Origin of the sequence: Aquicella siphonis, assembly GCF_902459485.1 — a bacterium.
Classification (GTDB): domain Bacteria; phylum Pseudomonadota; class Gammaproteobacteria; order DSM-16500; family DSM-16500; genus Aquicella; species Aquicella siphonis.
This window is the reverse complement of the sequence record NZ_LR699120.1, coordinates 370,849-392,891: the sequence shown is the minus strand read 5'-3', so window position 1 is coordinate 392,891 and position 22,043 is coordinate 370,849. Positions and strand designations below refer to the sequence as shown.

Annotated in this window: 24 protein-coding genes; 9 read left to right on the top strand and 15 right to left on the bottom strand. The window is 47.6% G+C overall.

What is annotated here, in order from left to right; translation table 11 throughout:
• The first annotated feature begins 134 nt into the window (after positions 1-134).
• The 5 genes from AQULUS_RS12855 (at position 135) to ankH (ending at position 5,030) form a co-directional block, all read left to right on the top strand.
• Positions 135-884, top strand: a complete 750-nt coding sequence (locus AQULUS_RS12855) for an electron transfer flavoprotein subunit beta/FixA family protein (RefSeq protein ID WP_148340736.1) — start codon at positions 135-137, stop codon at positions 882-884.
• A complete protein-coding gene (locus tag AQULUS_RS12850) occupies positions 881-1,834 on the top strand; it encodes an electron transfer flavoprotein subunit alpha/FixB family protein (RefSeq protein ID WP_269472880.1) in 954 nt (317 codons plus the stop codon). The genes AQULUS_RS12855 and AQULUS_RS12850 overlap by 4 nt, the downstream gene beginning before the upstream one ends.
• Positions 1,835-1,875: 41 nt before the next feature.
• Positions 1,876-3,018 carry an MFS transporter gene (locus AQULUS_RS12845; protein WP_232051929.1) on the top strand — a complete coding sequence of 381 codons (1,143 nt, stop codon included), beginning with the start codon at positions 1,876-1,878 and terminating at the stop codon, positions 3,016-3,018.
• Between the two features lie 105 nt (positions 3,019-3,123).
• A complete protein-coding gene (locus AQULUS_RS12840) occupies positions 3,124-3,630 on the top strand; it encodes a hypothetical protein (protein WP_148340732.1) in 507 nt (168 codons plus the stop codon).
• A gap of 8 nt (positions 3,631-3,638) precedes the next feature.
• Positions 3,639-5,030, top strand: coding sequence for a Dot/Icm T4SS effector AnkH/LegA3 (gene ankH, locus AQULUS_RS12835; RefSeq protein ID WP_148340730.1), 1,392 nt, complete (start codon positions 3,639-3,641; stop codon positions 5,028-5,030).
• 215 nt (positions 5,031-5,245) lie between these two features.
• Here ankH and AQULUS_RS12830 read toward each other — a convergent pair whose 3' ends face one another.
• The 11 genes from AQULUS_RS12830 to AQULUS_RS12780 form a co-directional block, all read right to left on the bottom strand.
• Positions 5,246-6,292, bottom strand: a complete 1,047-nt coding sequence (locus AQULUS_RS12830; RefSeq protein ID WP_148340728.1) for a C1 family peptidase — start codon at positions 6,290-6,292, stop codon at positions 5,246-5,248.
• A 174-nt stretch (positions 6,293-6,466) separates the two neighbouring features.
• Complete coding sequence (locus AQULUS_RS12825; RefSeq protein ID WP_148340726.1) at positions 6,467-7,060, bottom strand: NUDIX hydrolase; 594 nt, start codon at positions 7,058-7,060, stop codon at positions 6,467-6,469.
• A gap of 8 nt (positions 7,061-7,068) precedes the next feature.
• The gene (locus tag AQULUS_RS12820; protein ID WP_148340724.1) at positions 7,069-7,818 is read right to left on the bottom strand and encodes an HvfC/BufC N-terminal domain-containing protein; all 750 of its coding nucleotides are present in this window, start codon (positions 7,816-7,818) and stop codon (positions 7,069-7,071) included.
• On the bottom strand, positions 7,793-8,644 hold the full coding sequence (gene bufB / locus AQULUS_RS12815) for an MNIO family bufferin maturase (RefSeq protein WP_232051928.1): 852 nt from the start codon (positions 8,642-8,644) through the stop codon (positions 7,793-7,795). Before bufB ends, AQULUS_RS12820 begins: the two co-directional genes overlap by 26 nt.
• Before the next feature lie 59 nt (positions 8,645-8,703).
• Complete coding sequence (locus AQULUS_RS12810; protein ID WP_148340721.1) at positions 8,704-9,423, bottom strand: TVP38/TMEM64 family protein; 720 nt, start codon at positions 9,421-9,423, stop codon at positions 8,704-8,706.
• 9 nt (positions 9,424-9,432) lie between these two features.
• Positions 9,433-9,753, bottom strand: coding sequence for a BufA1 family periplasmic bufferin-type metallophore (locus AQULUS_RS12805; protein WP_148340719.1), 321 nt, complete (start codon positions 9,751-9,753; stop codon positions 9,433-9,435).
• Positions 9,754-9,902: 149 nt separating this feature from the next.
• On the bottom strand, positions 9,903-10,685 hold the full coding sequence (locus AQULUS_RS12800; RefSeq protein WP_148340717.1) for a 3-hydroxybutyrate dehydrogenase: 783 nt from the start codon (positions 10,683-10,685) through the stop codon (positions 9,903-9,905).
• A 167-nt stretch (positions 10,686-10,852) separates the two neighbouring features.
• Positions 10,853-12,007, bottom strand: a complete 1,155-nt coding sequence (locus AQULUS_RS12795) for an acyl-CoA dehydrogenase family protein (RefSeq protein WP_148340716.1) — start codon at positions 12,005-12,007, stop codon at positions 10,853-10,855.
• A 170-nt stretch (positions 12,008-12,177) separates the two neighbouring features.
• Positions 12,178-13,437: a diaminopimelate decarboxylase gene (gene lysA, locus AQULUS_RS12790; RefSeq protein WP_148340713.1), complete on the bottom strand. Its 1,260-nt coding sequence runs from the start codon at positions 13,435-13,437 to the stop codon at positions 12,178-12,180.
• A 67-nt stretch (positions 13,438-13,504) separates the two neighbouring features.
• Positions 13,505-13,843, bottom strand: a complete 339-nt coding sequence (locus tag AQULUS_RS12785) for a hypothetical protein (protein WP_148340711.1) — start codon at positions 13,841-13,843, stop codon at positions 13,505-13,507.
• A 54-nt stretch (positions 13,844-13,897) separates the two neighbouring features.
• Entirely contained in the window at positions 13,898-14,614 is a 717-nt protein-coding gene (locus tag AQULUS_RS12780) for a 4'-phosphopantetheinyl transferase family protein (protein ID WP_172622889.1), read from the bottom strand.
• A 152-nt stretch (positions 14,615-14,766) separates the two neighbouring features.
• On the opposite strand from AQULUS_RS12780, the gene AQULUS_RS12775 reads away from it, so the two are divergent.
• Together AQULUS_RS12775 and AQULUS_RS12770 are read left to right on the top strand one after the other, a co-directional pair.
• Positions 14,767-15,792 carry a hypothetical protein gene (locus AQULUS_RS12775; protein WP_148340707.1) on the top strand — a complete coding sequence of 342 codons (1,026 nt, stop codon included), beginning with the start codon at positions 14,767-14,769 and terminating at the stop codon, positions 15,790-15,792.
• A gap of 111 nt (positions 15,793-15,903) precedes the next feature.
• Positions 15,904-16,113, top strand: coding sequence for a DUF378 domain-containing protein (locus AQULUS_RS12770; protein ID WP_148340705.1), 210 nt, complete (start codon positions 15,904-15,906; stop codon positions 16,111-16,113).
• Positions 16,114-16,177: 64 nt separating this feature from the next.
• Here the strand turns inward: AQULUS_RS12770 and AQULUS_RS12765 are convergent, their stop codons facing one another.
• From AQULUS_RS12765 to nudC, 3 genes are all read right to left on the bottom strand, one after another.
• A complete protein-coding gene (locus tag AQULUS_RS12765) occupies positions 16,178-17,341 on the bottom strand; it encodes an AAA family ATPase (protein ID WP_148340703.1) in 1,164 nt (387 codons plus the stop codon).
• A gap of 134 nt (positions 17,342-17,475) precedes the next feature.
• Complete coding sequence (locus AQULUS_RS12760) at positions 17,476-18,474, bottom strand: VIT1/CCC1 transporter family protein (RefSeq protein ID WP_148340702.1); 999 nt, start codon at positions 18,472-18,474, stop codon at positions 17,476-17,478.
• Positions 18,475-18,507: 33 nt separating this feature from the next.
• A complete protein-coding gene (nudC, locus tag AQULUS_RS12755; protein ID WP_148340700.1) occupies positions 18,508-19,314 on the bottom strand; it encodes an NAD(+) diphosphatase in 807 nt (268 codons plus the stop codon).
• A gap of 225 nt (positions 19,315-19,539) precedes the next feature.
• On the opposite strand from nudC, the gene AQULUS_RS12750 reads away from it, so the two are divergent.
• Together AQULUS_RS12750 and AQULUS_RS12745 are read left to right on the top strand one after the other, a co-directional pair.
• Positions 19,540-20,304, top strand: coding sequence for an SIMPL domain-containing protein (locus AQULUS_RS12750; protein WP_148340698.1), 765 nt, complete (start codon positions 19,540-19,542; stop codon positions 20,302-20,304).
• Positions 20,305-20,366: 62 nt separating this feature from the next.
• Positions 20,367-21,224 carry a bifunctional methionine sulfoxide reductase B/A protein gene (locus AQULUS_RS12745; RefSeq protein WP_148340697.1) on the top strand — a complete coding sequence of 286 codons (858 nt, stop codon included), beginning with the start codon at positions 20,367-20,369 and terminating at the stop codon, positions 21,222-21,224.
• A gap of 87 nt (positions 21,225-21,311) precedes the next feature.
• Here the strand turns inward: AQULUS_RS12745 and AQULUS_RS12740 are convergent, their stop codons facing one another.
• Positions 21,312-22,028 (bottom strand): hypothetical protein, encoded by a 717-nt coding sequence (locus AQULUS_RS12740; protein WP_148340695.1) that lies wholly within the window; start codon positions 22,026-22,028, stop codon positions 21,312-21,314.
• Between the last annotated feature and the right edge of the window lie 15 nt (positions 22,029-22,043).

The following is a 22,043-nucleotide window of genomic DNA, read 5'->3' as shown; positions in this document are numbered from 1 at the left end:
TTATAGATGATGTTCCCGGGAAGAAGGGAATTTCTTGAATTCACATGCATTATCATACACGGTATTTAATTATTCCAGTCCGCAGTCGAGGGTGATAACATTTGCCGATTATTGGGACCAGGGGGAGTGAGCAAATGAAAATTCTCGTTGCAATTAAAAGAGTCATCGATTACAAAGCCGCCATTCGTATTAAATCAGATGGATCAGGCGTTGAAACCGCCAACGTTAAAATGTCCATGAATCCTTTTGATGAAATTGCCGTTGAAGAAGCGGTCAGATTGAAGGAAAAAGGTCTTGCCAGCGAAATTCTTGTGATATCCATAGGCGGTGATGCCTGCCAGGAAACCTTGCGCACAGCGCTTGCAATGGGCGCAGATCGCGCGATGCTTGTCAAAACAGATCAGGAAGTGCAGCCGCTGGCGGCGGCCAAGATTTTAAAGTCTGTTACCCTGCAGGAATCCCCGCGATTAGTCATACTGGGAAAGCAGGCCATCGATACCGATAATAATCAGGTCGGTCAAATGCTGGCTGCGCTGCTGAACTGGCCGCAAGGAACTTTCGCATCCAGGCTGGAATTTCACGATCAGGGTGTGAGCGTCACACGTGAAATCGACGGCGGCCTTGAAACGCTGTTTCTTGATCTGCCTGCCGTGATTACCACGGATTTACGTTTGAATGAACCAAGATATATATCCTTGCCGAATATCGTGCAAGCTAAGCGCAAGCCGCTTGTTGTGATACCAGCCGAAAGCTTTAACATGGATCTCGCGCCGCGCATGCAAACCCTGCATGTTGCCGCACCTGAAAAACGCCGCTCCGGCGTGCGTCTGGAAAGCGCCGCGGATCTCGTCAACCGCTTAAAACACGAAGCACAGGTGATATGATGAAAAAAATCTTGATTGTTGCTGAACATGATCATCAGAGTCTGAAACTTGCGACGCACCATGCTGTAGGCGCCGCGACACAGTTAGATGGTGAAGCGGATATACTTTTGATAGGCAGTAACTGCGCAAAGGCGGCTGAGCAAGCATGCTTGCTGCCGTCGGTCAGGCGCGTGCTGGTGGCTGATAATGAGGTATACGAGCATCAACTGGCTGAAAATAGCGCTGCGCTTATTGCGGAAGTTGGCAAACAGTATGATTACATATTAACCGGAGCCACCACCTTCGGGAAAAATCTTTTGCCGCGCGCTGCGGCCTTGCTGGATGTGGCGGTGGTGAGCGATGTCACAAAAATTATCACGCCGGATACATTTGAGCGGCCCACTTATGCCGGCAATGCTATTGCGACTGTAAAGTTACTCGATACAATTAAAATGCTCACCATTCGCATAACAGCTTTTCAGGCTGTGCACGAAGCCCGGCAGCCAGCTGCTGAATTGCAAGCCCTGACACAAGTCATACCGAATGCTATCTCCCGGTTTCAAAGTCAATCCCTCACACAGTCAAAACGCCCGGATCTTACCGCGGCGCGTGTTATTATTTCCGGAGGCCGCGGATTAAAAAGCGCGGAAAATTTTCATATGCTTGAAACCATCGCGGATAGATTGGGCGCGGCGGTTGGCGCTTCACGCGCGGCTGTAGACGCAGGGTTTGCTCCCAATGATTATCAGGTAGGTCAAACTGGCAAGGTTGTGGCGCCAGACCTTTATATAGCGGTGGGAATATCCGGCGCCATTCAGCATCTAGCGGGAATGAAAGACAGTAAAATCATTGTCGCTATCAACAATGATCCTGAAGCGCCTATCTTTCAGGTGGCAGATTATGGATTGGTGGGCGACTTATTCAAAATACTGCCTGAATTACAAAATGAATTGGATAAGGTCATGTCTTAAGTTATCGCATGCCACAGGCTGATAAAGCACGAAAGAACGCGGTGAAATTTGTACTCCTGATGGGGATCGTGAGTCTATTTGCTGACATGACTTACGAGGGTGCGCGCAGCATCACCGGCCCGTACCTGGGCACATTAGGCGCAAACGCTGTGATGGTGGGTTTTATTGCCGGTCTGGGTGAGTTTATCGGATATGGTTTCAGGCTCTTTTCCGGCTTTTTTTCCGACAAAACAGGCCGCTACTGGCCGGTTGCGATAACAGGCTATGTGATCAACCTGGCTGCCGTGCCCCTGCTTGCATGGGCAGGGCAGTGGTGGACCGCGGGTTTTCTGATTATTCTGGAACGCGCAGGCAAGGGAATACGCGTTCCCGCCCGTGATGCCATGCTGTCGCATGCCTCGCGGCGTATGGGCGTAGGCTGGGGTTTTGGAATCCATCAAGCACTGGATCAAGCCGGCGCTATGGCGGGTCCTTTACTCGTGACACTGGCCTTGTACCGGCAAAATGGTTATGCCTCTGCATTTGTGATTTTGCTTTATCCTGCGCTGGCTGCGCTTTCTGCATTGTTTATTTGCCGAGCGGTATTTCCCAACCCGCGGAGTCTGGAAGTGCCGACTGAATCACTGCAATTTCCCGTGCTGCGAGCGAATAAAGCCTTCTGGATTTATACAGCTGGCGCATCTTTAGTCGCGATGGGCTATGCTGATTTTGCTCTGATCGCTTATCATTACGAGCAATCCCGGCTGATGCCGTCTTTATGGATCCCTGCCATCTATGCCCTGGCTTTGGGCGGCAACATTTTCTTGTCTCCTCTGCTAGGATATTTATATGATAAATTTGGATTTATTATCCTGATAGGGGTGGTAGGCGTGACCAGCCTGTTTGTTCCGCTGGTGTTTTTGGGGAATGCAAAAACCGCAATTCTAGGGACCATGATCTGGGGCGCAGGATTGGGTGCGCAAGGGTCACTGATGAGAGCAATCGTTGCTGATTTGGTTTCCAGGGAAAAGCGCGGATCAGGCTACGGGATTTTTAACGCCTGTTTTGGCCTATTCTGGTTTCTGGGCAGCGTGATTATAGGAATTTTATATGAAATATCAATTACATCAGTAGTGATATTTTCCCTGGCAGCACAGCTGATATCTATACCTGTGTTATGGCGCGCCAGCAGATTAATGCCGTGATAACCTTGTCCGGGCATGGTTTTGCCCAAAATGGCTATGGGCTGCCTGTATGCGTTGCTATAATTAAAATATCAGGTTGACTATCAGCTTGAAGCGGGAGAGTGAATGTCATCAAATAAAAAGCATGACAAGTACCGGGACATCAACGCCTCAGGAGATGATGAAGGCACCGGGAGCAGCGGCGGGCAAAGCGGGCAAATCGAGTTTCACGACTTTCTCGCTACAGGGGCAAATTTACGTGATGACTTACTGCCTTTTGAAGAACAGAAACGGTTACTTTCCACACATAAAGACTTGCATGAAGCGAAAGTCAAACAACAAAAAGAGAAACGAGACCAATATAAGGATTTGAAAAATGGGAAAGTCCCTCTCAAGGCTTTCCGGGAAGGCTTGATGGCATCAGGATTGAACGCGCAATACAAGGCCAATCCTATCCTCGCCAATAAAGCACAATTTAGCGGTATTGACAGACAAGTGAATGCATTGCCGACGGAAAACCTCGCTGAAACCAATCAGGACAAACGCGATGAACTGCTGAATGAGCTGAAATACCGGTTGGGTTATCAGCCGGCACCTGCATTCAATCCTAAACCCCATGGTCCAGGTTATTAATCCTTATTATGCTGTCCTTGGCTGATGCGATCCTACAAGAAGACATTGACATTGTTCGCCGAATGCTGCGATACGGTGAAGATGTCAATCAGATTGATGAGTACGGATTCACACCGCTGATCGAAGCCGCGATTGTGGATAATGAGGAAATCAGCACATTACTTCTAAAGCAGGGCGCGGACCCAAACAAACAGGATGTCACTGGCGGAACAGCGCTGCAATGGGCGGTTGAAAACAACAATCAGTCATTATGTAAATTGCTATTGACTCATCGTGCCAATCCTAACGCCTATAATTTTTCAGGACAGCCTGTTCTGGTCATGCCTATTCTCAGACAGCAATCCGATCTCAGACATTTGCTTGTCAGCGCCGGAGCTGACGTTATATTCGCTCAAGACTATATAAACACCAAGTTGTTAGGCCATATGTATGAACTGGTCGGTACGGCGGACATAGTTGACCCGCAAAACCAGTTTGTGGACGTTGATTTTGAGGGATTTTACCTGGAAGTGACCATAGGCTTGATTTCAGAATCGCTGGCGCAATTTCAAAATCATTTCGCAGCCAGGCAGCTGCGCAGATATGCAGGCTTGTCTCAGTTTATTGTTGAAGTGATGAGGCGGGCCACACAATTGATCAAGTATCAGCAGTATCGGGTCGATATTAAAAAACATATGCCACAAATTGATACCTATATCCGCCAGGAGCCTGTTTTAATCCCGGTGGGATATGAAGGTCACGCCATTACCTTCATCAAGCGCGGGAATATCTGGGTAAAATGCGATCGTCGTGAAGACAGCCGCTTATACGATAATGTCATGTTTTACCGTATACACAATAAGGAAAACGTGACGCCTGAATTCATAAAAAAGCTGATATACAAGAAGCAGAGCAGCGCGTTCGTGAATGAAGATCTGGATGCAATTTTGGGCCTTGAACCCATAACGGAATTGAAAGTGGAAGCCCAGATCAGCGGCAATTGCTCGTGGGCGAATGTGGAGGCTTCCATACCGGCGCTTTTTTTTCTGGTTTTGATGCAAACCAGTCATGACGCGCAAGCCATTGCTTATTACAAGACTCTTGCACTGAATTATTTTCATCGCTGGCGGGAATGGAACAAAGACCGTGCCTTGCATCAATGTGTGCAAAGTTATCAAGAAGGCGATGCCATCCGCAAGGCGTGCAAGGCTGAGATATTGGCCGCTATCCTGTTTCAACGCTGTGAGTTGAATAATTCCGGAGACAGGGAACGAATCGAATTAATCCTGTCTGTGTTATTGAAATCTCCTTATGAATATATCCTGCATAATTATCTGCGTGTTTATTTCTTTGAAAATTACACGGAAGAAGGCAAACGGTTTGCGGATTTACTGAAAGAATTCGGGTATAAAATACGTTGATCGAACGGAGAGATGGCTGATTTAAGTCGGAGCATAACGTCTGATGTCATGCCATGCGAATCAATGCCGGATTTAATAATGAGGCCGGGAAGCGGCCTCATTGACAGATAAATTTAGTTAAGCGGAGTCGGGCTTATTTCCTCTGCTTCCATCGCCAGCAGTTTGAAATATTCATAACTCATATAGTAATTACCATTATCTCCAGCGGCCTTGCTTCAGGAATTTCGCAACGTGAATGCACCGGTATGTTTTTTACCATCAGAACCCGTGATTTCGGCATTGTCGTCATATCCGGTAATAATCATGGCGTGACCAGCGCGAATTTTTTTGGCTTTGGCGTCTTTTTGAATCTTGGCGGTTACCACCCAGCTGTCATTAGAAGTGCCGCGGTATGTGCCTGTTGCGCCGTTGTTATATTTTAGCTCGTCATTGACATCCAGCAGTGTGCCAAAAACGACGCGATGCCCATTCACAATGGATTGCTTGATATTTTTCACGACGTTGTCCATATTGGCGCGGCTTGAAAAGGCATCATTGGCGCTAAGCAGGACCTTCCAGTAAATATCCTTCATGATAGGTTCGGATTTTCGAGCGAAATCCGTGTCTGACATGGGAACGCCGGTATTGGCGGCATCATTCAACGGGTATTCTTTCAAGACTTTTTCTTTGTTGCCGCAGCCCTGGTTTCGTTGAACCGTCATATTGACCACGCCATATTTCTGGATCTGGCCCAGGACGATTTCATTCAGGGAACCTTCCCAGCCGCTGGGATATTCAACGCCTTTCTTGGCATATTCTTCTTCAAGATAAGATCCCAGTTCCAGATTGCATAACTGGCTGACATAATCTGTGTTTCCGCGGATGGCGTCAATCGCACCCGTGTCAGCGAATGTCACGCATGCGCCGTGAGCACCCTGATCCAGCACGGGCACGTTATTCATTCCCAGGAAAGCGCTAGGAGGCAGGGAAGAAGGAGCCGCGGCGGCAAACAGGAAGCCTTTTTCATCTTTTTGAGCCAGTTTGTCAGCCTGGTTTGCCAAGTAAGTCTGGGCTTCGGAAGATAATTCAACCTTCTCAAGTGAGATGAGCTTGGTAGAAGGAGAGACAGTCCCCGCAGCGAGGCTGCGTTTGGCAAGATTTTGATTTAACTGGACAGTCGCAGGAATTGTACCGGCAATTTTAATATTTGGGGCAGCGGCTATGGTAACGGAACTCACACACATACTTAAAAACAATAACGATGAAACTGACTGCAATTTCATAGACGAACTCCCCGTTTCTAAAAGTTATGAATAACTTTAGTGCTACACCAGAACTTCATTACATTAATGTATTACATTAGCCAATTCAGAAAGTCAATATCAATGGTGATTGAACCGCGCACGTTTTGCCGTGTGCTTGTAGAGGAAGCATCAGCATGCGGCGCCGGCAAACGGTTATGGGTTTGGATTGCCTAATGGCTTGCTTTCACCGGAAAGAATATTGGATAAATGTACGAGGATCGTTGCTGTCAGGCCCCATACAAAAACCTGGCCTTCCGTGAAAGCATAACTTGGACGGCGGCGTGTAATAGTATGCAGCGCGGGTGTGTCCTTGATCGCTGGCAATTTCGACAAGGAGAAGTAATAAATACTCGCGATTTCCGAAGCAGCAATTCTATGTAGTTTTTCGAATTCCGTTTTTTTCATGAGCACAACAAAAGGCCGCACGAGATGGCCGTAGCGATCCGTAAAATCATCAAGCTGTCCTATCAGTTGATACGCATGAGCTGGCAAATTCAATTCTTCTTCGACTTCCCGTGTCACAGTGGCATACAAGTCAGTGTCGCCCTCGTCTTGCATGCCGCCGGGAAAACTGAAATCACCCGCATATCTCTCTAGGTGAGCGGCGCGTTCTGTCAGCACGATTTCAAATGAGTCTGTGCCTTGATCCAGCAAGATGAGCATGACGGCGGCTGATTGAGGAGTGGGAGATAATGAAACTGGCTGATAGCGTGCAAGTAGTTCGATATAGGACGGGCGAGACTTCATGATGATCTTTACTCATGGATGGAAAAAAAATCTACGATTATTTTGTGGCGAACCCATTCAGGGAGTTTTTCATCCATTTTGAATTCAGGGTCGAGCTGCAGGGCTGATTCCAGAGCATCCGTAATCGAATAATTCTCTTGAAGCGCCGCAAGAAACGCAAATTCCGCGCTGGAAACGGGTATGAGCAGAATGTCCCATTCCGGACGTGCAATGAGCAAATTCACACCGCCCTCGTTGACATTGATTGTGCCGCTCAATTCACCTTTGCATAAGGCAAGTATGCGTAACAGGGGATAATGGAATTTCATGAGCTTACAGGCGGGATGGAGTGTAAAATGCAAGTGACCGTATTGATCCGGCGACAGGGATTCCAGTTTTTGAATATCCATCATTCCATGGTCTGCCGCGAAGTACAGTTGATGACATGTCCATTCAAATTCGGCCACTTCGGCTAGATAGGTTAAATTATGCAAGGGAGGATATTCCGCCAGGAAGCTGCTGAAGTACTCACCATAGTCATGAAGATTGCTGCTGCGCGAAGGATATTTCAGGATATATTCCTTGGCGGTGATTCGGAAAAAATCTTCGCCTACCAGCCGGTTGATCATGGGATAAATATCGAGCAGCGTCTGGCCCAGTGTGGACTGCACGTTATTTCGATAAATCCTCATGTTTTGAGCCGGCTGCAAGAAATCAGCGTGCTCTTCGTCATTAAACAGGATTTCGGCGAATTCAGCCTGTGCGTTTTGCAGGGACATAAGTTTCTCTCAGGATGGTTTCAGCGCGGTATGCTTCAAGACAAAGTGTTTCCAGTGCAGGAAGGTTAGAATCCCATTCGATAATAGTGGGCTTGCGGCCCAGATATTGTATAGCCAGGCGAAACAGGTCCCAGACGGCGGGAATGACGGCGCGGTCGTGGCTGTCGATCAGGATTTCCCTTCCGTTGATTACAGTCGATGAAAATCCGGCCAGGTGGATTTCCTGTACGTGATCCACCGGTATGGTCTGGAGAAATGCTTCCGGATTGTATCCAAGATTAGCGGAAGAAACATAAATGTTATTGATATCAAGGAGTATGCCGCATCCGGATTTTTTTACGACTTCACGGATGAAATCCTGTTCGGTCAGGGTAGACTGGGTGAATTGCACATAACTGGATATATTTTCTATCAGGATTTGCCTGCGCAAAAACTCCTGAACTTGCTGGATGCGGGCAACAACGTGAGTGACTGCTTCTTCAGTATAAGGCAGGGGCAATAAGTCATGAATATACTGCCCATTAATGGATGACCAGCATAAATGATCCGAGATGAGGCAAGGGTTAATACGGTCGATCAGGTCGCGCAATTTTTTCAGGTGGCTCCAGTTTAATTCATCTGCAGAGCCTAAAGATAAATTGACTCCATGCAGGCTGACAGGATAATGCTGGCGTATTCGTTCCAACATGTTCAATGCCTTGCCGCCGTCGCCAAAAAAATTTTCGCTATGAACTTCCAGCCAGGCTGTACCCGGGCGTTTTTCCAGAACCTCGGTAAAATGCGGGGTTCGTAATCCTATGCCTGTCAGAAGCAATCTTGAATTCACCAGCCCTCCTCTGTCATCGATATATTCAGCAAGATAAGCATGTGTACATTCTAGCGGTTTTAATCAGTTTTTTTAACATTTTTATAAATGACGGGAACCAGGCTGAGTACAGCCAAGCCGATAAGCGGCAAAATGACCGATGGCGAGAGAATGATATCCAAAATCGGGGTGGCGTTATTTTCAAGTATTTTATCCAGGCTGCGCCCCGCCAGAACGTAAATAATGGTTGCGGGAAGAATACCCAGCACCGTGGCGCCAAGAAAAATGTTCAAGGGAACGCTCAACATACCCGCTGCGATGTTACTGATCCAGCAGGGAAAAATGGGCATCAGCCTTAGCGTGAGGATGTAATTAAAGGCGTTTTGCCGGAATCCGTGTTCGACTTTCTTAATCCAGCCGGTTGATTTTGCGGCAATATGACAACCGATAGAGGTACGGATGGTCAGGAACAGGATCATGCCGCCAAACGTGGTACTAAAAACAGCATAAATGATGGCTATGCTTCCAAAGAGGTAGCCTCCCAACAGGGTGAAGAAAGTGGCGCAGGGAATAGCGCAAGCTATCAGGATGGCATAAATCAGGATATACAGGCTCACAGCCAGGAAGTAATGAGAATTCGTCCACGCTTGAGCGGCAGCCTGATAGTTTTTGATAGTATTTATGGTGAGATAGTCATAAAGACGGAAGTAAAAAAACGAGATAAATGCCAGCAGCAGCAATCCCAGGATGGAATAATTTCTGATGAAGGTGAAAAATTTTGGTATGGCCTTCCATTCCATGAGGGCAGGTTAGCTCTCGGAAGGGGGCTGGGTATTGCCGCCAGCTATCCGTTTGCACAATCCTGTGGGGAGGTAGATCCATTCGTTCTTATCCTGGTCCAGTTTTGCCTCACCGCTGCAGTTATGACTGGCGTTACCGCAGTCGTTAGCACCCGACTTAACGACGCCAAAACAACGTTCCATGCCCGGAATGGGTGAAGATTGCATCATGTCTTGTCCTGGTTTGTTTGCCGTAGCCGGTTTATTGCCCGTTATTGCGGCAGCGTTAGCACCCGAGACGCTAAGTGCAAGAACGGCCGTAATGGCATTGGTGATGATTTTATTTGACATGATCAAACCTCATTATCGAAATAATTGTAATCCTGAATGGGGGCTTAGTTTAATATAATTTTTGATTGAGGACGAATAAAATCATGCGCCTGTTGATCAGGGATTGATCATGCGCCAGGTTTGCCCGAATTGCCTGATGCCGTCTGGATTTACTGCATAAACCAGCCGTGACTGACTACCAGTGACTGGCCTGTCAAGGCATTAGAATCGAAAGAGGCAAAAAATAACGCAACATTTGCCACATCTGCGGTCGTGGTGAATTCTCCGTCCACGGTTTCCTTGAGCATGACTTTTTTAATGACATCGTCTTCACTGATGCCTAGTTCCTTGGCTTGTTCCGGTATTTGCTTGTCCACTAATGGCGTGCGCACAAAGCCGGGACAGATTACATTTGCGCGCACGTTACGGGATGCGCCTTCTTTCGCAACCACTTTTGCCAGACCGATCAAGCCGTGTTTCGCGGTAACGTAGGGGGCTTTTAAAGGAGAAGCTTCTTTCGAGTGCACGGAGCCCATATAAATAATGCTGCCGCCGCGTCCGGATGCATACATGGAGCGAATGCAAGCCCGCGTGGTCAGGAAAGCGCCGTCAAGATGGATGGACAAGAGTTTTTTCCAATTGGCGAATGAAAGCTTGTCTACAGGATCGATGATTTGAATGCCGGCATTACTGACCAGAACATCGATATCGCCAAAAGTCTTTATTACCTGTTCAACACCTTTGTCCACTTCAGATTCATTGGTGACATCCATTTTCACACCCATGGCTTGTCCGTTTTGCGCAATGATTTCCTTTGCTGTTGCATCTGCCTGATCCTGGTTAAGGTCAGCGATAACGACTCTCGCGCCTTCAGCTGCAAATGTCTCGGCAATTTTTTTTCCTATGCCGCTGGCTGCTCCGGTGATAATGGCAACTTTATCCTTAAGGCGCATGATTCATTCCTCCTGATGTGAAGAGTGCCAATAGGGTTATTATAAACGAAAAAGAAGGCGGTGAGTTCAAAAAATCTTGTCAGCTTGCGCAGAGCAGTTGCGCAAACGCCGCAATGCTTTCATTTGAAAGACATACTTTTACGCATTGTCGAATTAATTGACAGGTTTTACGCTAGCTTGAATGATTCATGAAACGCTTGTCTCGCGATGATCAGGCGCATGATTTCATTAGTGCCTTCCAGAATCTGATGAACGCGTAAATCGCGCAGATAGCGTTCAATTGCGTATTCACGTATATAGCCGTAACCGCCGTGCAATTGTAGCGCCTGATTGCAGATGTTAAAGCACATGTCTGTGACCAGGCGCTTGGCCATGGCGCAATACATAATCATGTTGGGATCATTTTGATCAAGCGCTACAGCGGCGCGATAGACCATTAGCCTGGAAGCTTCCAGCTCGGTAAGCATGTCAGCGAGGCGGAATTGCAACGCTTCAAATTCGGCGAGTTTTTGTTTGAACTGGGAGCGCTCGAGCATATATTGGCGCGCCAGCGTAATGCATTGTTTTGCTCCTCCCAGGGAACAGGCGGCAATGTTGATTCGGCCACCGTTCAGGGCAGAGAGCGCGATTTTGAATCCCTGTCCTTCATTTCCGATGCGGTTGCTGACAGGCACACGACAGTTTTCGAAAAAAACCATGGTGGTGGGAAGATTGCGCCAACCCATTTTTTCTTCCTTTTTGCCAAAGCTGATTCCGGGCCTGTCTTTTTCGACCAGAATGCAGCTTATGCCCTGGGGGCCTTCTCCGCCGGTTCTTACCATGCATGCGTAGAGGCCGCTAACGGATCCGCCGCAGATAAACGCCTTGGAGCCGTTCAAGACATATTCATCTCCGTCGCGTACCGCTGTGGTTTTCAAAGAAGCTGCGTCAGATCCAGAGCTGGGTTCTGTAAGACAATAGCTGCTGAATATCTCCATGGTGGCGAGTTTGGGCAGCCAGGTTTTGCGTAGGGATTCGTCTGCATAAGTATCAATCAGCCAGCTCACCATATTATGAATGGAAAGATAGGCGGCGGTAGTGGGGCAGGCGGTCGCGAGTTCTTCAAAGATCAATGCGCTGTCGAGCCGTGTCAGCTCGCTGCCGCCGACATCACCGCGTACATAAATTGCCGCAAGCCCAAGAGTGGCGGCTTTACGCAACGCATCAACCGGAAAATGGTGTTTTTCATCCCATTCCGCAGCATAAGGCGCAATTTCATTTTCCGCAAAGTGACGGACCATTTCTCGTATGGCAATCTGATCTTCAGTTAGCTTAAAATCCATGTCGCACTCCATTTTCAAGGATGAAAATCCTATAGAATCTTTGCGTGCAGGACAAGTCTTATCTGCAACAGTTTGGAATGCGGAAGCCGGAGATTAAAAACGCGTGCGTGGAGCATGATGATTCAAGCCTGTTCTGCGGCTGATTCATGGCCAGGGCGCGGCGGCAGATATTAGTCGCAGGGCGCCAGATCGGCGATTATTTCTGCGGCGAATAAATCTTTTATTGTTTCCCGGCGGCGTATGAGAGAGGCATTGCTGCCATCCACCAAAATTTCGGGAGGCCGGCAGCGTGAATTATAGTTTGAACTCATGCTGAAGCCATAGGCTCCCGATGAATCGATTGCCAGCAAATCACCGCTTTGTAACGCAAGATCACGATTTTTTCCGAGAAAATCCGCTGATTCACACACAGGCCCGGCTATGTCATATTGTTTGACTTCACTATTGTGCAATTCGACGGGAAGAATATTTTGCCACGCATCATACAACGCGGGACGTAATAAATCGTTCATGCCGGCATCGATGATGGCGAAATTTTTATGCTGTGTGTGTTTCAGGTATTCGATGCGGGATAATAGAATTCCCGCGTTTCCAACAATCGCGCGGCCTGGCTCGATAATGACCTCGATATTATAAGGACGCAATTTGTCCTGCAGGGCGCGTGCATATTCACGAATACCTGGCGGGTGTTCATCATGATAGGTAATGCCCAGCCCGCCGCCTATATTGATATGTCTGAGGGTAATACCGATCTTGAGAAGCTGTTGATAGGTATCCAGCAGGCGGTCCACCACTTCCAGAAACGGCGCGAGCTGGACTATCTGTGAGCCGATATGACTGGCAATGCCTACCAGTCTCAGGGATCCTGAACGGGAAATTTTTTGTGCGAGCGGTATCACATCAGTGATATCAATTCCAAACTTGCTTTCATTTAAACCCGTTGTGATGTGGGAGTGGGTGTGAGGATTGATATTGGGGTTGATGCGTATCGCCACATCAATCGCGGCATTCATTCTGGCGGCAATTTCCTGCAGGCGTTCCAGTTCTGGTTCGGATTCTATATTAAAACAGTAAATTTTCTTTTCAATGGCATGCTCGATTTCGTCGCGCTTTTTTCCAACGCCGGAAAACACGATTTTTTTGGGGTCGCCGCCCGCGGCGATCACACGGTCGATTTCGCCCATGGAAACAATGTCGAACCCGGAATTAAGTCTGGCTAACAGATGCAGAATGGCGATATTACTGTTAGCTTTGACCGCATAACAGATTCGATGCGGGATGCCGCTGAAGGCTTCGTCAAACGTATGCCAGTTCGCTTCAATCGCACTGCGTGAATAAATATAACAAGGCGTGCCAAATTCATCAGCGACATTTTTCAGGCTGACATCTTCAATGTACAATTGATTACCGCGGTATTGCAGGCATGACATAAAATATCCTCGAATTTGGCACAGCAAACAGTAACACGCTCACCCGGTTTGACAGAGAAAGCGCACGTCAGTCTGTCGCTAAATCGCAATGAGCCTTGAGCCATTCGTTATAATCCGCAATATGACCCAGTGACGTATTGATAAAACGCTGAGTTGATAATGACAGTTTTTTGCTGACTTCGTTGGTAAAGCGTGCCTGGGTGCAAATCACATCATTGACAGTTTTAGCATTTTGCAGACTTTTGAGATTATCAATGCTGGTCGTGAATACGTCATTGAGTATGATGAGATTTTGTTCGATATATTGCTTGATCAAAGTCTTGATCTGCTCATTTTCAATATGGGGTATTTGATCGATGAGTTCTGAAAAAATTCTCCAGTTTTCCTGAAATTCTTGATATGGCATGGCATGTCCTCCTTGGTGCTGTATTACGCCTTTTAGTTTTTAATTATATCGCAATTAAAGATTGTATACTTTATCTAGTTTTTGGTGTTGTTCAAAAAGGCTCCAATATGACAAGGTATGTATCATCGGGCTGGCCGCAACGGCTGACTGAAACGCAGGATGAATGGCAAGCGGCATCAATTTCCAGGAACCATCATGGTCCAGCTGAATGTCTTCGCAAATATCCCGTGCCGATACAGAAAAGCGGCTTAACGGCATGGTTAATCCCTTTCCAACGGCCTTGACAATGGCTTCCTTTCTGGCCCATATCCGATAAAAGCCCGCAGTTCTTTCATTGTGCGGCAATGAGAGTAAATCCTGATTTTCTCTTCTGCTAAAATAGCGCTCGGCCACGTCAGGGTTATAGGTATCCCGGATTTTTTCTATATCGACGCCTACCGCATGATGGAGTGTAAAAGCATAAACAGCCATATGATCAGAATGTGAAAGATTGAATTGCAATCCCATCTGGCCGGATGTCTGCAAACGTGGTTTTTCATTTTCATCATAGGCAAATGCAATATCCTGCGGCGCACAGGCAAGATATAAGCCTAACAGGGATCTTAACATGCTGCGCGCGGCGATAAACCGTTGTTTGTGTATCGGAAAATGAAATCTCAGCGCCCTCTCGCGTTCTTCAATGCTCAGCAAGTCAAAGCGCTCATTTTCCTGTTCACGGGTCAGGGTTAAATCCGTAAACCAGATTTGAACCTCATGTGTATCAATAAGCATATATTCTTCGGCCATCTAATGAAGGGGGTTAGTTTAACACAGCAGTAATCCGGTTCAGGCGTGGTTCCGCGTTCATTGTATTTTAGGGTCAAGATGTGTAAAAATAAACCATTACTATTCAATGGCACAAATTCATTACAAGGCACAAACCTATGTCAGATGTTCGTTTCATGGAGTGTGAACCAAATTATTTCGTTAAAATACAAAACCTTGCTGAATCAGTCGCCATACATGGGCTGGCGAATGTCTTGAATGATGAAGTCTCCCGTTTCTCTCGTCAACGGGAGGAAATGATGAGCGTGCTGGAAGGGATAAGTTCCTGTAAAGTGACGCCTGATGAATACGGTAAGCTGATGGAAGCTTTATTCTCCGGCATTATCAAGAATAGCCGCGGCCTGGCCCAGGTTGTCGAGGTCTTGTCCCGGCATGCGGGGCTGGAATCATTTATCCCGGACTTGATTCGCTTTGCGCTAGACCAGGGACTGTTGGATGAAACTGCGGATATATACGATTTTTTGATTTACTTCGCATCTGATGATTGTCCGCGGGATCTGATGAGACGAATGGCTGCGATTATCTTCGGGCCTGAGTATCTCAGTAAATTTATCTCCGTCATCGATGACCTTGATGAGTTTCTCAGCAGACTGGCTGAGGCTTTCCCCTTCATCAACTTTGTTTACCTTCTGGAGGTGCAGGAACTCGCGGCGGAAGTCGCAGCGCATGCATACACACCCAACGCCGGGTATTTGTTAAAATATTTGGGCCTTGTAGAGAATTCCATGACCGAATTACAGTCAGAAAACTCCCCCGGCACTTCGGATACTTTTTACCTTTTGTCACGTTTTACCGAAGCGTGTTTGTCCCGTATTGGTCCCGGCTGCGGAAGCTATGATCCCGACGACCCTGTATACAAGAAAATGCTGAATATTCACTTTATGTTGCTGCGGTGCTCGTCCGTGAATTCTCTCCAGGATTTATGTACGCAATATATCCAGAGCAATGGATTTTTTTCCCGCAACAATCCCGAACGTCAAAACAATCTGTCGATTTTGCCGACCACCTTGTTGAACGATGTCTTGCTTCCGTCCGCGGATGAAGGCCCTACTGATATGTTGATAGCTTCCGACGATGAAACCAGCCTGTATGTTGGCGGTTATGGCATGGAGTTTAAACGATAGCCGCATTGATCCGGCATCTTCCCGTTTTCCGCGCGTGCACAGTAGGAGTGTGAAAATTATTATGATATGCTGATGTGCGGATTTAAATGGATATTTACAAAGGAGCTGCGCATGTTGAAGGAATTGGGACTGTATGATCAGATTGCCCTGATCGTTGTTGTGTTGGGAGGCATATTTTGGGGATTGGTCGGGTTGTTTAATCTTTTTCTCGTCACTGCCATTCTGGGTAATTTCCTGGGCAGGATTATATATATAGGCGTGGGTGTGGCCGCTGGCTGGTTGTGTTATCAAATTTATCTCGAAAAAATGAAGAAAGCGTAAAATAGCCAGGCATCCTGATCCCCTCTCCAGGCGAACCCTGATTTCAAAATGAGAGGGGACGTCTTTAGTTTTCCTCGCTGCTTTTAAACGAATCCTGATAGAAGAATAGTAACGCAGCCTTCATGAGCGGATCTATAATAAAATAGTTTCCCGCTTCCTTTCTTCCCACCAGGTCACGGTTTTCCAGCACTTCCAGGGCGTTGATCACGCTTGGGCCGGTGAGGCCCACGAGCTGCAAAAAATGTTTTCCTGTCAATTCCGTGGCATTGCCGAATGCAATCGCTGTCAGGATTTTACGCTGGCCAAAGCTCAGGTAAGATAATTCACGGCTTATGCGGGTCCGCTCTGTGTAAATATATTCTTGCCAGATCTTTTTGACCGACTGGGCGTCAGGAGGGTGCGCCTTGTCCTCGTGGGTTTTCCATAAAGCATTACATAAGACGTTCATATAATAGGGATGTCGTTCCGTGAGTGTGAATATTTGCGAAAGTGTTTCGTCTGGAAAATGTCTTTTCCAGGTCTTTAACGCGATTTTATTGATGAAATCCGCATAATGCGCCTCATCAATGCGGTCCAGGATGATCCGCTCACAAAGCATGTACAAAGGCCTGGACTTGTCATCGAACATGTATGTCAGCAAGTGACGGTTGCTTCCGGAAAAAACCAGTAGTAAGTACCGGGTTTCCTGGGCGACGTGCCGTATCGCGCCTTCCAGCGCTTTGGCGGAAGGAAGAGCGCCGATTTCCTGGAACTCGTCGATGAACAAAACGGCGCGCTGACGCTTTTTTGCCAGTATGCTTTCGAGTGCGAGCAGGGCGTCCATAATATTGATGGCGGCGTCACTGTCTTTTTCCGGAGTTAATTCCAGGTGCAGCCCTTTGAACCCGATAGTCCAGCGCTTTTTCGCCTGAGAAAAATAATCCCGTATCTGTGTCAGCATTCGTTCCGGCTTGGTCGAGATTTTCCCGAGCAGTCTCTGCACTCCCTGAATCAATTGTTCTTCGCATGCTTTCGCATTCAGCGCGACGAATAAATCGACCTTGGCATGGGGGATGCCCAGCTTCTCCAATACAAACAATACGAGGCTGGTTTTGCCATATCGGCGTGGCGAAGTGATCAGCGTATGCTGATGCGCCTTGATATTTTTCACCAGCCTCTGGCGTTCAGCGACTCGGTTGCAAAACGCATTGCCTTTTGCGATCCCCAAGGGAAAATATTCTTTATTCATGTCGTGCGCTTCCACATTCTTGGCCGGTCCGGGCCGTTTTCATTGCATAGCCATTAGTATATTAGGTACTTTCCTATTAGGCAATTAGCTAATTGATGGTGAGCGGGCGGCATGCCGCGAAGAAAGCAATCGGGCTATACACTGATGCCTATCCATTTCCCGATAAAAAAGGTCAGCGCGCCTGCCGTTGCTCCTATCGCAAGCATGCGCAACCCTAGCAAAACGGGATTGCGGTTAGAATACAGGCTTAAAATCATGCCTATGAAAAACAAGGTCCCGGCTGTCAGGGAGATGCTCGCCATCAGATTCCAGGAATGGCCGCCAAGCAGGAACGGAAGCAGTGGAATAACGGCTCCGATGGCGAAGGATATGAAAGAAGCAAACATGGCGCCGTAAGGGGATACCAGATCTTCAGGGTTGAGGCCGAGTTCTTCCCGCGCGAGGGCGTTGAGTCCGGTATCAGGATTATCAATCATCAGCTTTGCCAGTTTGTCAGCGTCGGACTGGGATACGCCGCGAGCCTGATAAATGAGACTGAGTTCTTCCATTTCTTCCTCAGGATATTCTTCCAGCTCCTGTTTTTCGATAGCGATCTGGTATTCAAAGACTTCGCGTTGAGAGCGCACGGAAATGTATTCACCGGCAGCCATGGAACAGGCTCCCGCGAGCAGGCCGGCGGCGCCCGCCAAAATAATCAACTGCTGGCTGGCGCTGGCGCCTGCCATGCCCAGTATCAGGCTCATGTTCGAAACAAGGCCGTCGTTCATTCCAAATACGGCCGCGCGCAGGTTACTGGAAGTGCTGATACCGGTATGTTTGTGCTCACTATGGTACCGTGTAAAAACGGACATGCCGCGGATTTTCATGGCGGATAAAATGGTGTGCATGCTTTCAGCGCCAAAAAAAACGACTAATGCGGATACAAGGCGCGTACGGAGATCCGGAGTAAATCCGGAAGGAGGCTGCAGGTTTTTTTCCCTGATTTTATGTTCCCAAACGCTGGCCTGCTTTTCAGCCGCGCCTTGCAGGTCCAGAAAAAGCTTTTTGTGCAGAATGTTTTTTTCGCTTTTAGCCATGACAGAGTATAAGTAAGCTGAACGCTTTTCTTCCCGCCAGTTGTCATAAATTTCCATGTTGTGTATCCCTGTAGAGAGAATGAGACCGGGTCATGAGGACTGGCTCTGTTTTGCGATGAAATAATCAATTAATTTTTTTGCGATGCTGATGCTGGATGACGGACGCCCCGGAAGGTTGTCATACCGGTACCAGTCAGCGGCTTCGATTTCCTGCCGGTCAATATGTATATCGCCGGATGCATATTCCGCGGTGAAACCTATCATTAACGAGTCGGGGAACGGCCAGGATTGTGAGCCAAAATAGCGGAGATTTTTGATTTGAATGTCGACTTTTTCTTTTACCTCGCGATGTACGGCATCTTCTATGCTTTCGCCAACTTCCACAAAGCCTGCGATCAATCCAAAGGCTCCCGGAGGGAAATGCGGGCTGCGCGACATGAGAATCTTGTCATCCTTTTGAATGAGCACAATGATGGACGGAGAGATGCGAGGATAGAGAGAAAGCCCGCAAGTATCGCATACGCGCTCGAATGTTCCAGGCTTATGTCTGGTTGCGTGTCCGCAACGGCCGCAATACTGATGATTTTTATCCCAGTTGATGACTGAATAGGCTTTGGCGGCAGCGGCATACCAGTCATTACCAAGGATTTCAAAAGCCTTGCGCAAGGGGACGGGTTCCACCTCGTCAGGCAAGGCCGCTCGCGCATCCAGTTCAGCGCAGAAGCAATCGATAGTGTTGAATATGCCCAGCTTATATTGCCTGAGAAAATCAGGCTTGAATCGGGAAAGCCAATGGAGGTCCGGAAAACGGGCCGGAACGGAGTTTTTCATGAGGAGCAGACGGTCATTTTGAAAAATGAACCAATACTCGGGTATATCAGGCAAGGATGAGCGCATGATGATAAACCTATTTTATCTCTGGGTTACGATATGTGATTCGTGAAATTAAATCCAGAGTTTCGTGAGGAGAACGGCATGAGGGGCATGGCGGTGAATGCCGCAATTTTGAACACAGCTTCGCTTGCTCTGAAGCAAAATTTGTCTTTCGAGACAACATATAGTTACTTCGACATATTCTTGTGAGAAAATGAGCCCATTCGTTATGATCAGAGGATAAAGATTATGGTAAATAAATTCACGTGGATTATTTGTTCGCTCATTTTGGCGATTGGCATTTTGGGTGCGGGATATAGTGTCGGAAAAGCCTTTTATATCGTTAAAAAAATGAACCGCAGTGTGACAGTGAAGGGATTGGCCGAACGGGATGTGAAATCTGATCTGGGATTGTGGGAAATCAACTTTCGTGAAGTTGGAAATGATCTTGTTCAATTGGATCAGCGCATACAGCATGACCAGGAGTTGGTGGTCACATTTCTTAAGCAGCAGGGATTCACCGATAAAGAAATTGACCGTACCCAATTAAAAGTGGAAGACCGGTTTGCAAATGTGTACAACCAGAATATCTCCCAGAACGCCAACAATCAGCGTTATGTGGTGACCGCGGGCACGCGTGTGCGTACTGAAAAAGTCGATCTCGTTCAACAGGCAGGACAAAATGTGGATAAACTGTTGCAATTGGGCGTCCCCCTCGCGTTTGACGCCAGCTCTTTAAGTCCAAACCCCAGTTTTTATTACACTCAGCTGGACAGCATACGCCCAGCGCTGCTTGCGGAAGCCACACAAAGTGCGTTTACCATAGCCACCCAATTTGCCAAGGATTCGGGCAGTAAACTGGCGGGTGTTCAGAATGCCAGTCAAGGCGTTTTCCAGATCATGGGAAGAGATACCAGCACCATGAGCTCAGACTGGAATAGCAACCAAAATGCCCTGGGTTCGATTGAGAAAAAAGTCAGGCTGGTGTCGACAATTGTTTATCGCATAAGATAAAGATGAAGAGATCAGGTCTGCATAGCAGTGATGGCTATTAGAAATCGGTTTGGAAAACACACATGGTCATTAAAACGGCGAGTCTTACGGAAGAGATAGTAGCAATTGTAAAAAATAAAGGGACTGAAAAGCCTTATTCGGGTGAATATGATGATTTCGGCGAGTCAGGGACTTATCTTTGCCGGCAGTGCGGACTGCCTTTGTTCCGGTCACAGACCAAGTTTCATTCGGGCTGCGGCTGGCCTAGCTTTGATGAAGAGATACAAGGCGCGGTCTTGCGCGAACGAGATGCCGATGGTTACCGCACCGAAATTTTATGCTCCAGATGCCGGGCTCATTTGGGACACGTTTTTACAGGCGAAGGAATGACGGCAAAAAACACTCGTCATTGTGTGAATTCTCTCAGCCTGGATTTTGTTGCCGATCTCACTGTTACGGATACCGAAGAAGCTGTCTTTGCAGCCGGCTGTTTCTGGGGAGTCGAGCATTATATGAAACAACTTCCCGGCGTACTCAAGACTGAGGTGGGATACTCGGGCGGCAGCCGGAAAAAGCCGACATATGAAGAAGTTTGCAGCGGCAAGACAGGGCATTTTGAAGTGATTCGGGTTATTTATGACCCTTCCCGCGTCAGCTACGAAGCGCTGACAAAATATTTTTTTGAGATACACGATCCCACCCAGGCGAATGGGCAAGGCCCTGATCTGGGTGAGCAATACCTCAGTGTGATTTTTTATTACGACGAGGCGCAAAAAAACATAGCGCAAAAGCTGGTGAACCAGCTGGAACACATGGGGTATCGCATTGCCACCCGCCTGCTTCCCGTGAGCACATTCTGGCGTGCGGAAGAATACCATCAGGATTACTATGAGAAAACGGGGAAACAGCCGTATTGTCATCGTTATGAAAAAAAATTCTGATCTTGAGCGGTGATCTATCCTGCGGGAATAATCGATAGATTCAGACAGGGGCATCCTTTCAATTTTAGAGTGAGAATGCAGGATTATTTATTGTTGTTCCTCGGGCGTTTGCTTGCTGCGCGACAATGTCAGCGTAGGGATTTTGAAACAGGAAGAGATTTGCCGAGACGAGAGTTCCGGTGCGTCATGTCTGGGATGCATGAATGGCGCCAGTCGCTGTTGATGGTGAGATTCATGCTGTAATTTTTGGTTATATTGGTAAACACAGTCTTGAAGCAGCCGTTCATGCCGGTCTTCAAAATAAATCAGAACATTGCTCTTCAATGCTTTTTCCTCTGCTATCACGACATATTTTGCGACCCCGAATAAATTGCCCCACTGAAAATAAATAAGCTGGGGGACGCCGCCCGGGAAAAAGGGCGCGCCGGTGAGCAGCTGATTTCCGTGATATAAAATCAATTCATCAGTCGTCATGGCGCGGAAAGAAAGAAAATCGGAAGGCGACATTTGCAATTCCAGATGATCAGATGTGCCGGCCAGTAAAATATCGAGACGCCGTTTCAAACGGGCAAGATCGGCTTTTTCCAGCTTTTCGCCGGGCATGAGAAATGAGTGATGAGGATGGCGGTAGTGTTTGAGATAGTACGTGATGACAGGATCCAGGTGCTGGCCGCTCAAGGCCTTTTCATGCCAGGCAAGAAAATTGAGCTGATCGCAAGATAACGGGATGCCATCGGCGAATTTCACTCTAAGGTCTTGAATAGCATAGTTATTTGGTTTGTGTTTTAAACTGGGCTTCATCATGTCACGGAACCGGTC

Excerpts from the sequence above, each read along its gene's own strand:
- AQULUS_RS12780 (WP_172622889.1), bottom strand. The coding sequence starts at position 14,614 with ATGCTTATTGATACACATGAGGTTCAAATCTGGTTTACGGATTTAACC.
- AQULUS_RS12745 (WP_148340697.1), top strand. The coding sequence starts at position 20,367 with ATGGTCATTAAAACGGCGAGTCTTACGGAAGAGATAGTAGCAATTGTA.
- AQULUS_RS12805 (WP_148340719.1), bottom strand. The coding sequence starts at position 9,753 with ATGTCAAATAAAATCATCACCAATGCCATTACGGCCGTTCTTGCACTT.
- AQULUS_RS12760 (WP_148340702.1), bottom strand. The coding sequence starts at position 18,474 with ATGGAAATTTATGACAACTGGCGGGAAGAAAAGCGTTCAGCTTACTTA.
- AQULUS_RS12800 (WP_148340717.1), bottom strand. The coding sequence starts at position 10,685 with ATGCGCCTTAAGGATAAAGTTGCCATTATCACCGGAGCAGCCAGCGGC.
- AQULUS_RS12830 (WP_148340728.1), bottom strand. The coding sequence starts at position 6,292 with ATGAAATTGCAGTCAGTTTCATCGTTATTGTTTTTAAGTATGTGTGTG.
- AQULUS_RS12740 (WP_148340695.1), bottom strand. The coding sequence starts at position 22,028 with ATGATGAAGCCCAGTTTAAAACACAAACCAAATAACTATGCTATTCAA.
- AQULUS_RS12855 (WP_148340736.1), top strand. The coding sequence starts at position 135 with ATGAAAATTCTCGTTGCAATTAAAAGAGTCATCGATTACAAAGCCGCC.
- AQULUS_RS12765 (WP_148340703.1), bottom strand. The coding sequence starts at position 17,341 with ATGAATAAAGAATATTTTCCCTTGGGGATCGCAAAAGGCAATGCGTTT.
- lysA (WP_148340713.1), bottom strand. The coding sequence starts at position 13,437 with ATGTCATGCCTGCAATACCGCGGTAATCAATTGTACATTGAAGATGTC.
- AQULUS_RS12770 (WP_148340705.1), top strand. The coding sequence starts at position 15,904 with ATGTTGAAGGAATTGGGACTGTATGATCAGATTGCCCTGATCGTTGTT.
- AQULUS_RS12795 (WP_148340716.1), bottom strand. The coding sequence starts at position 12,007 with ATGGATTTTAAGCTAACTGAAGATCAGATTGCCATACGAGAAATGGTC.
- AQULUS_RS12775 (WP_148340707.1), top strand. The coding sequence starts at position 14,767 with ATGTCAGATGTTCGTTTCATGGAGTGTGAACCAAATTATTTCGTTAAA.
- AQULUS_RS12825 (WP_148340726.1), bottom strand. The coding sequence starts at position 7,060 with ATGAAGTCTCGCCCGTCCTATATCGAACTACTTGCACGCTATCAGCCA.
- AQULUS_RS12840 (WP_148340732.1), top strand. The coding sequence starts at position 3,124 with ATGTCATCAAATAAAAAGCATGACAAGTACCGGGACATCAACGCCTCA.
- AQULUS_RS12785 (WP_148340711.1), bottom strand. The coding sequence starts at position 13,843 with ATGCCATATCAAGAATTTCAGGAAAACTGGAGAATTTTTTCAGAACTC.
- AQULUS_RS12850 (WP_269472880.1), top strand. The coding sequence starts at position 881 with ATGATGAAAAAAATCTTGATTGTTGCTGAACATGATCATCAGAGTCTG.
- AQULUS_RS12750 (WP_148340698.1), top strand. The coding sequence starts at position 19,540 with ATGGTAAATAAATTCACGTGGATTATTTGTTCGCTCATTTTGGCGATT.
- ankH (WP_148340730.1), top strand. The coding sequence starts at position 3,639 with ATGCTGTCCTTGGCTGATGCGATCCTACAAGAAGACATTGACATTGTT.
- nudC (WP_148340700.1), bottom strand. The coding sequence starts at position 19,314 with ATGCGCTCATCCTTGCCTGATATACCCGAGTATTGGTTCATTTTTCAA.
- AQULUS_RS12820 (WP_148340724.1), bottom strand. The coding sequence starts at position 7,818 with ATGTCCCTGCAAAACGCACAGGCTGAATTCGCCGAAATCCTGTTTAAT.
- AQULUS_RS12810 (WP_148340721.1), bottom strand. The coding sequence starts at position 9,423 with ATGGAATGGAAGGCCATACCAAAATTTTTCACCTTCATCAGAAATTAT.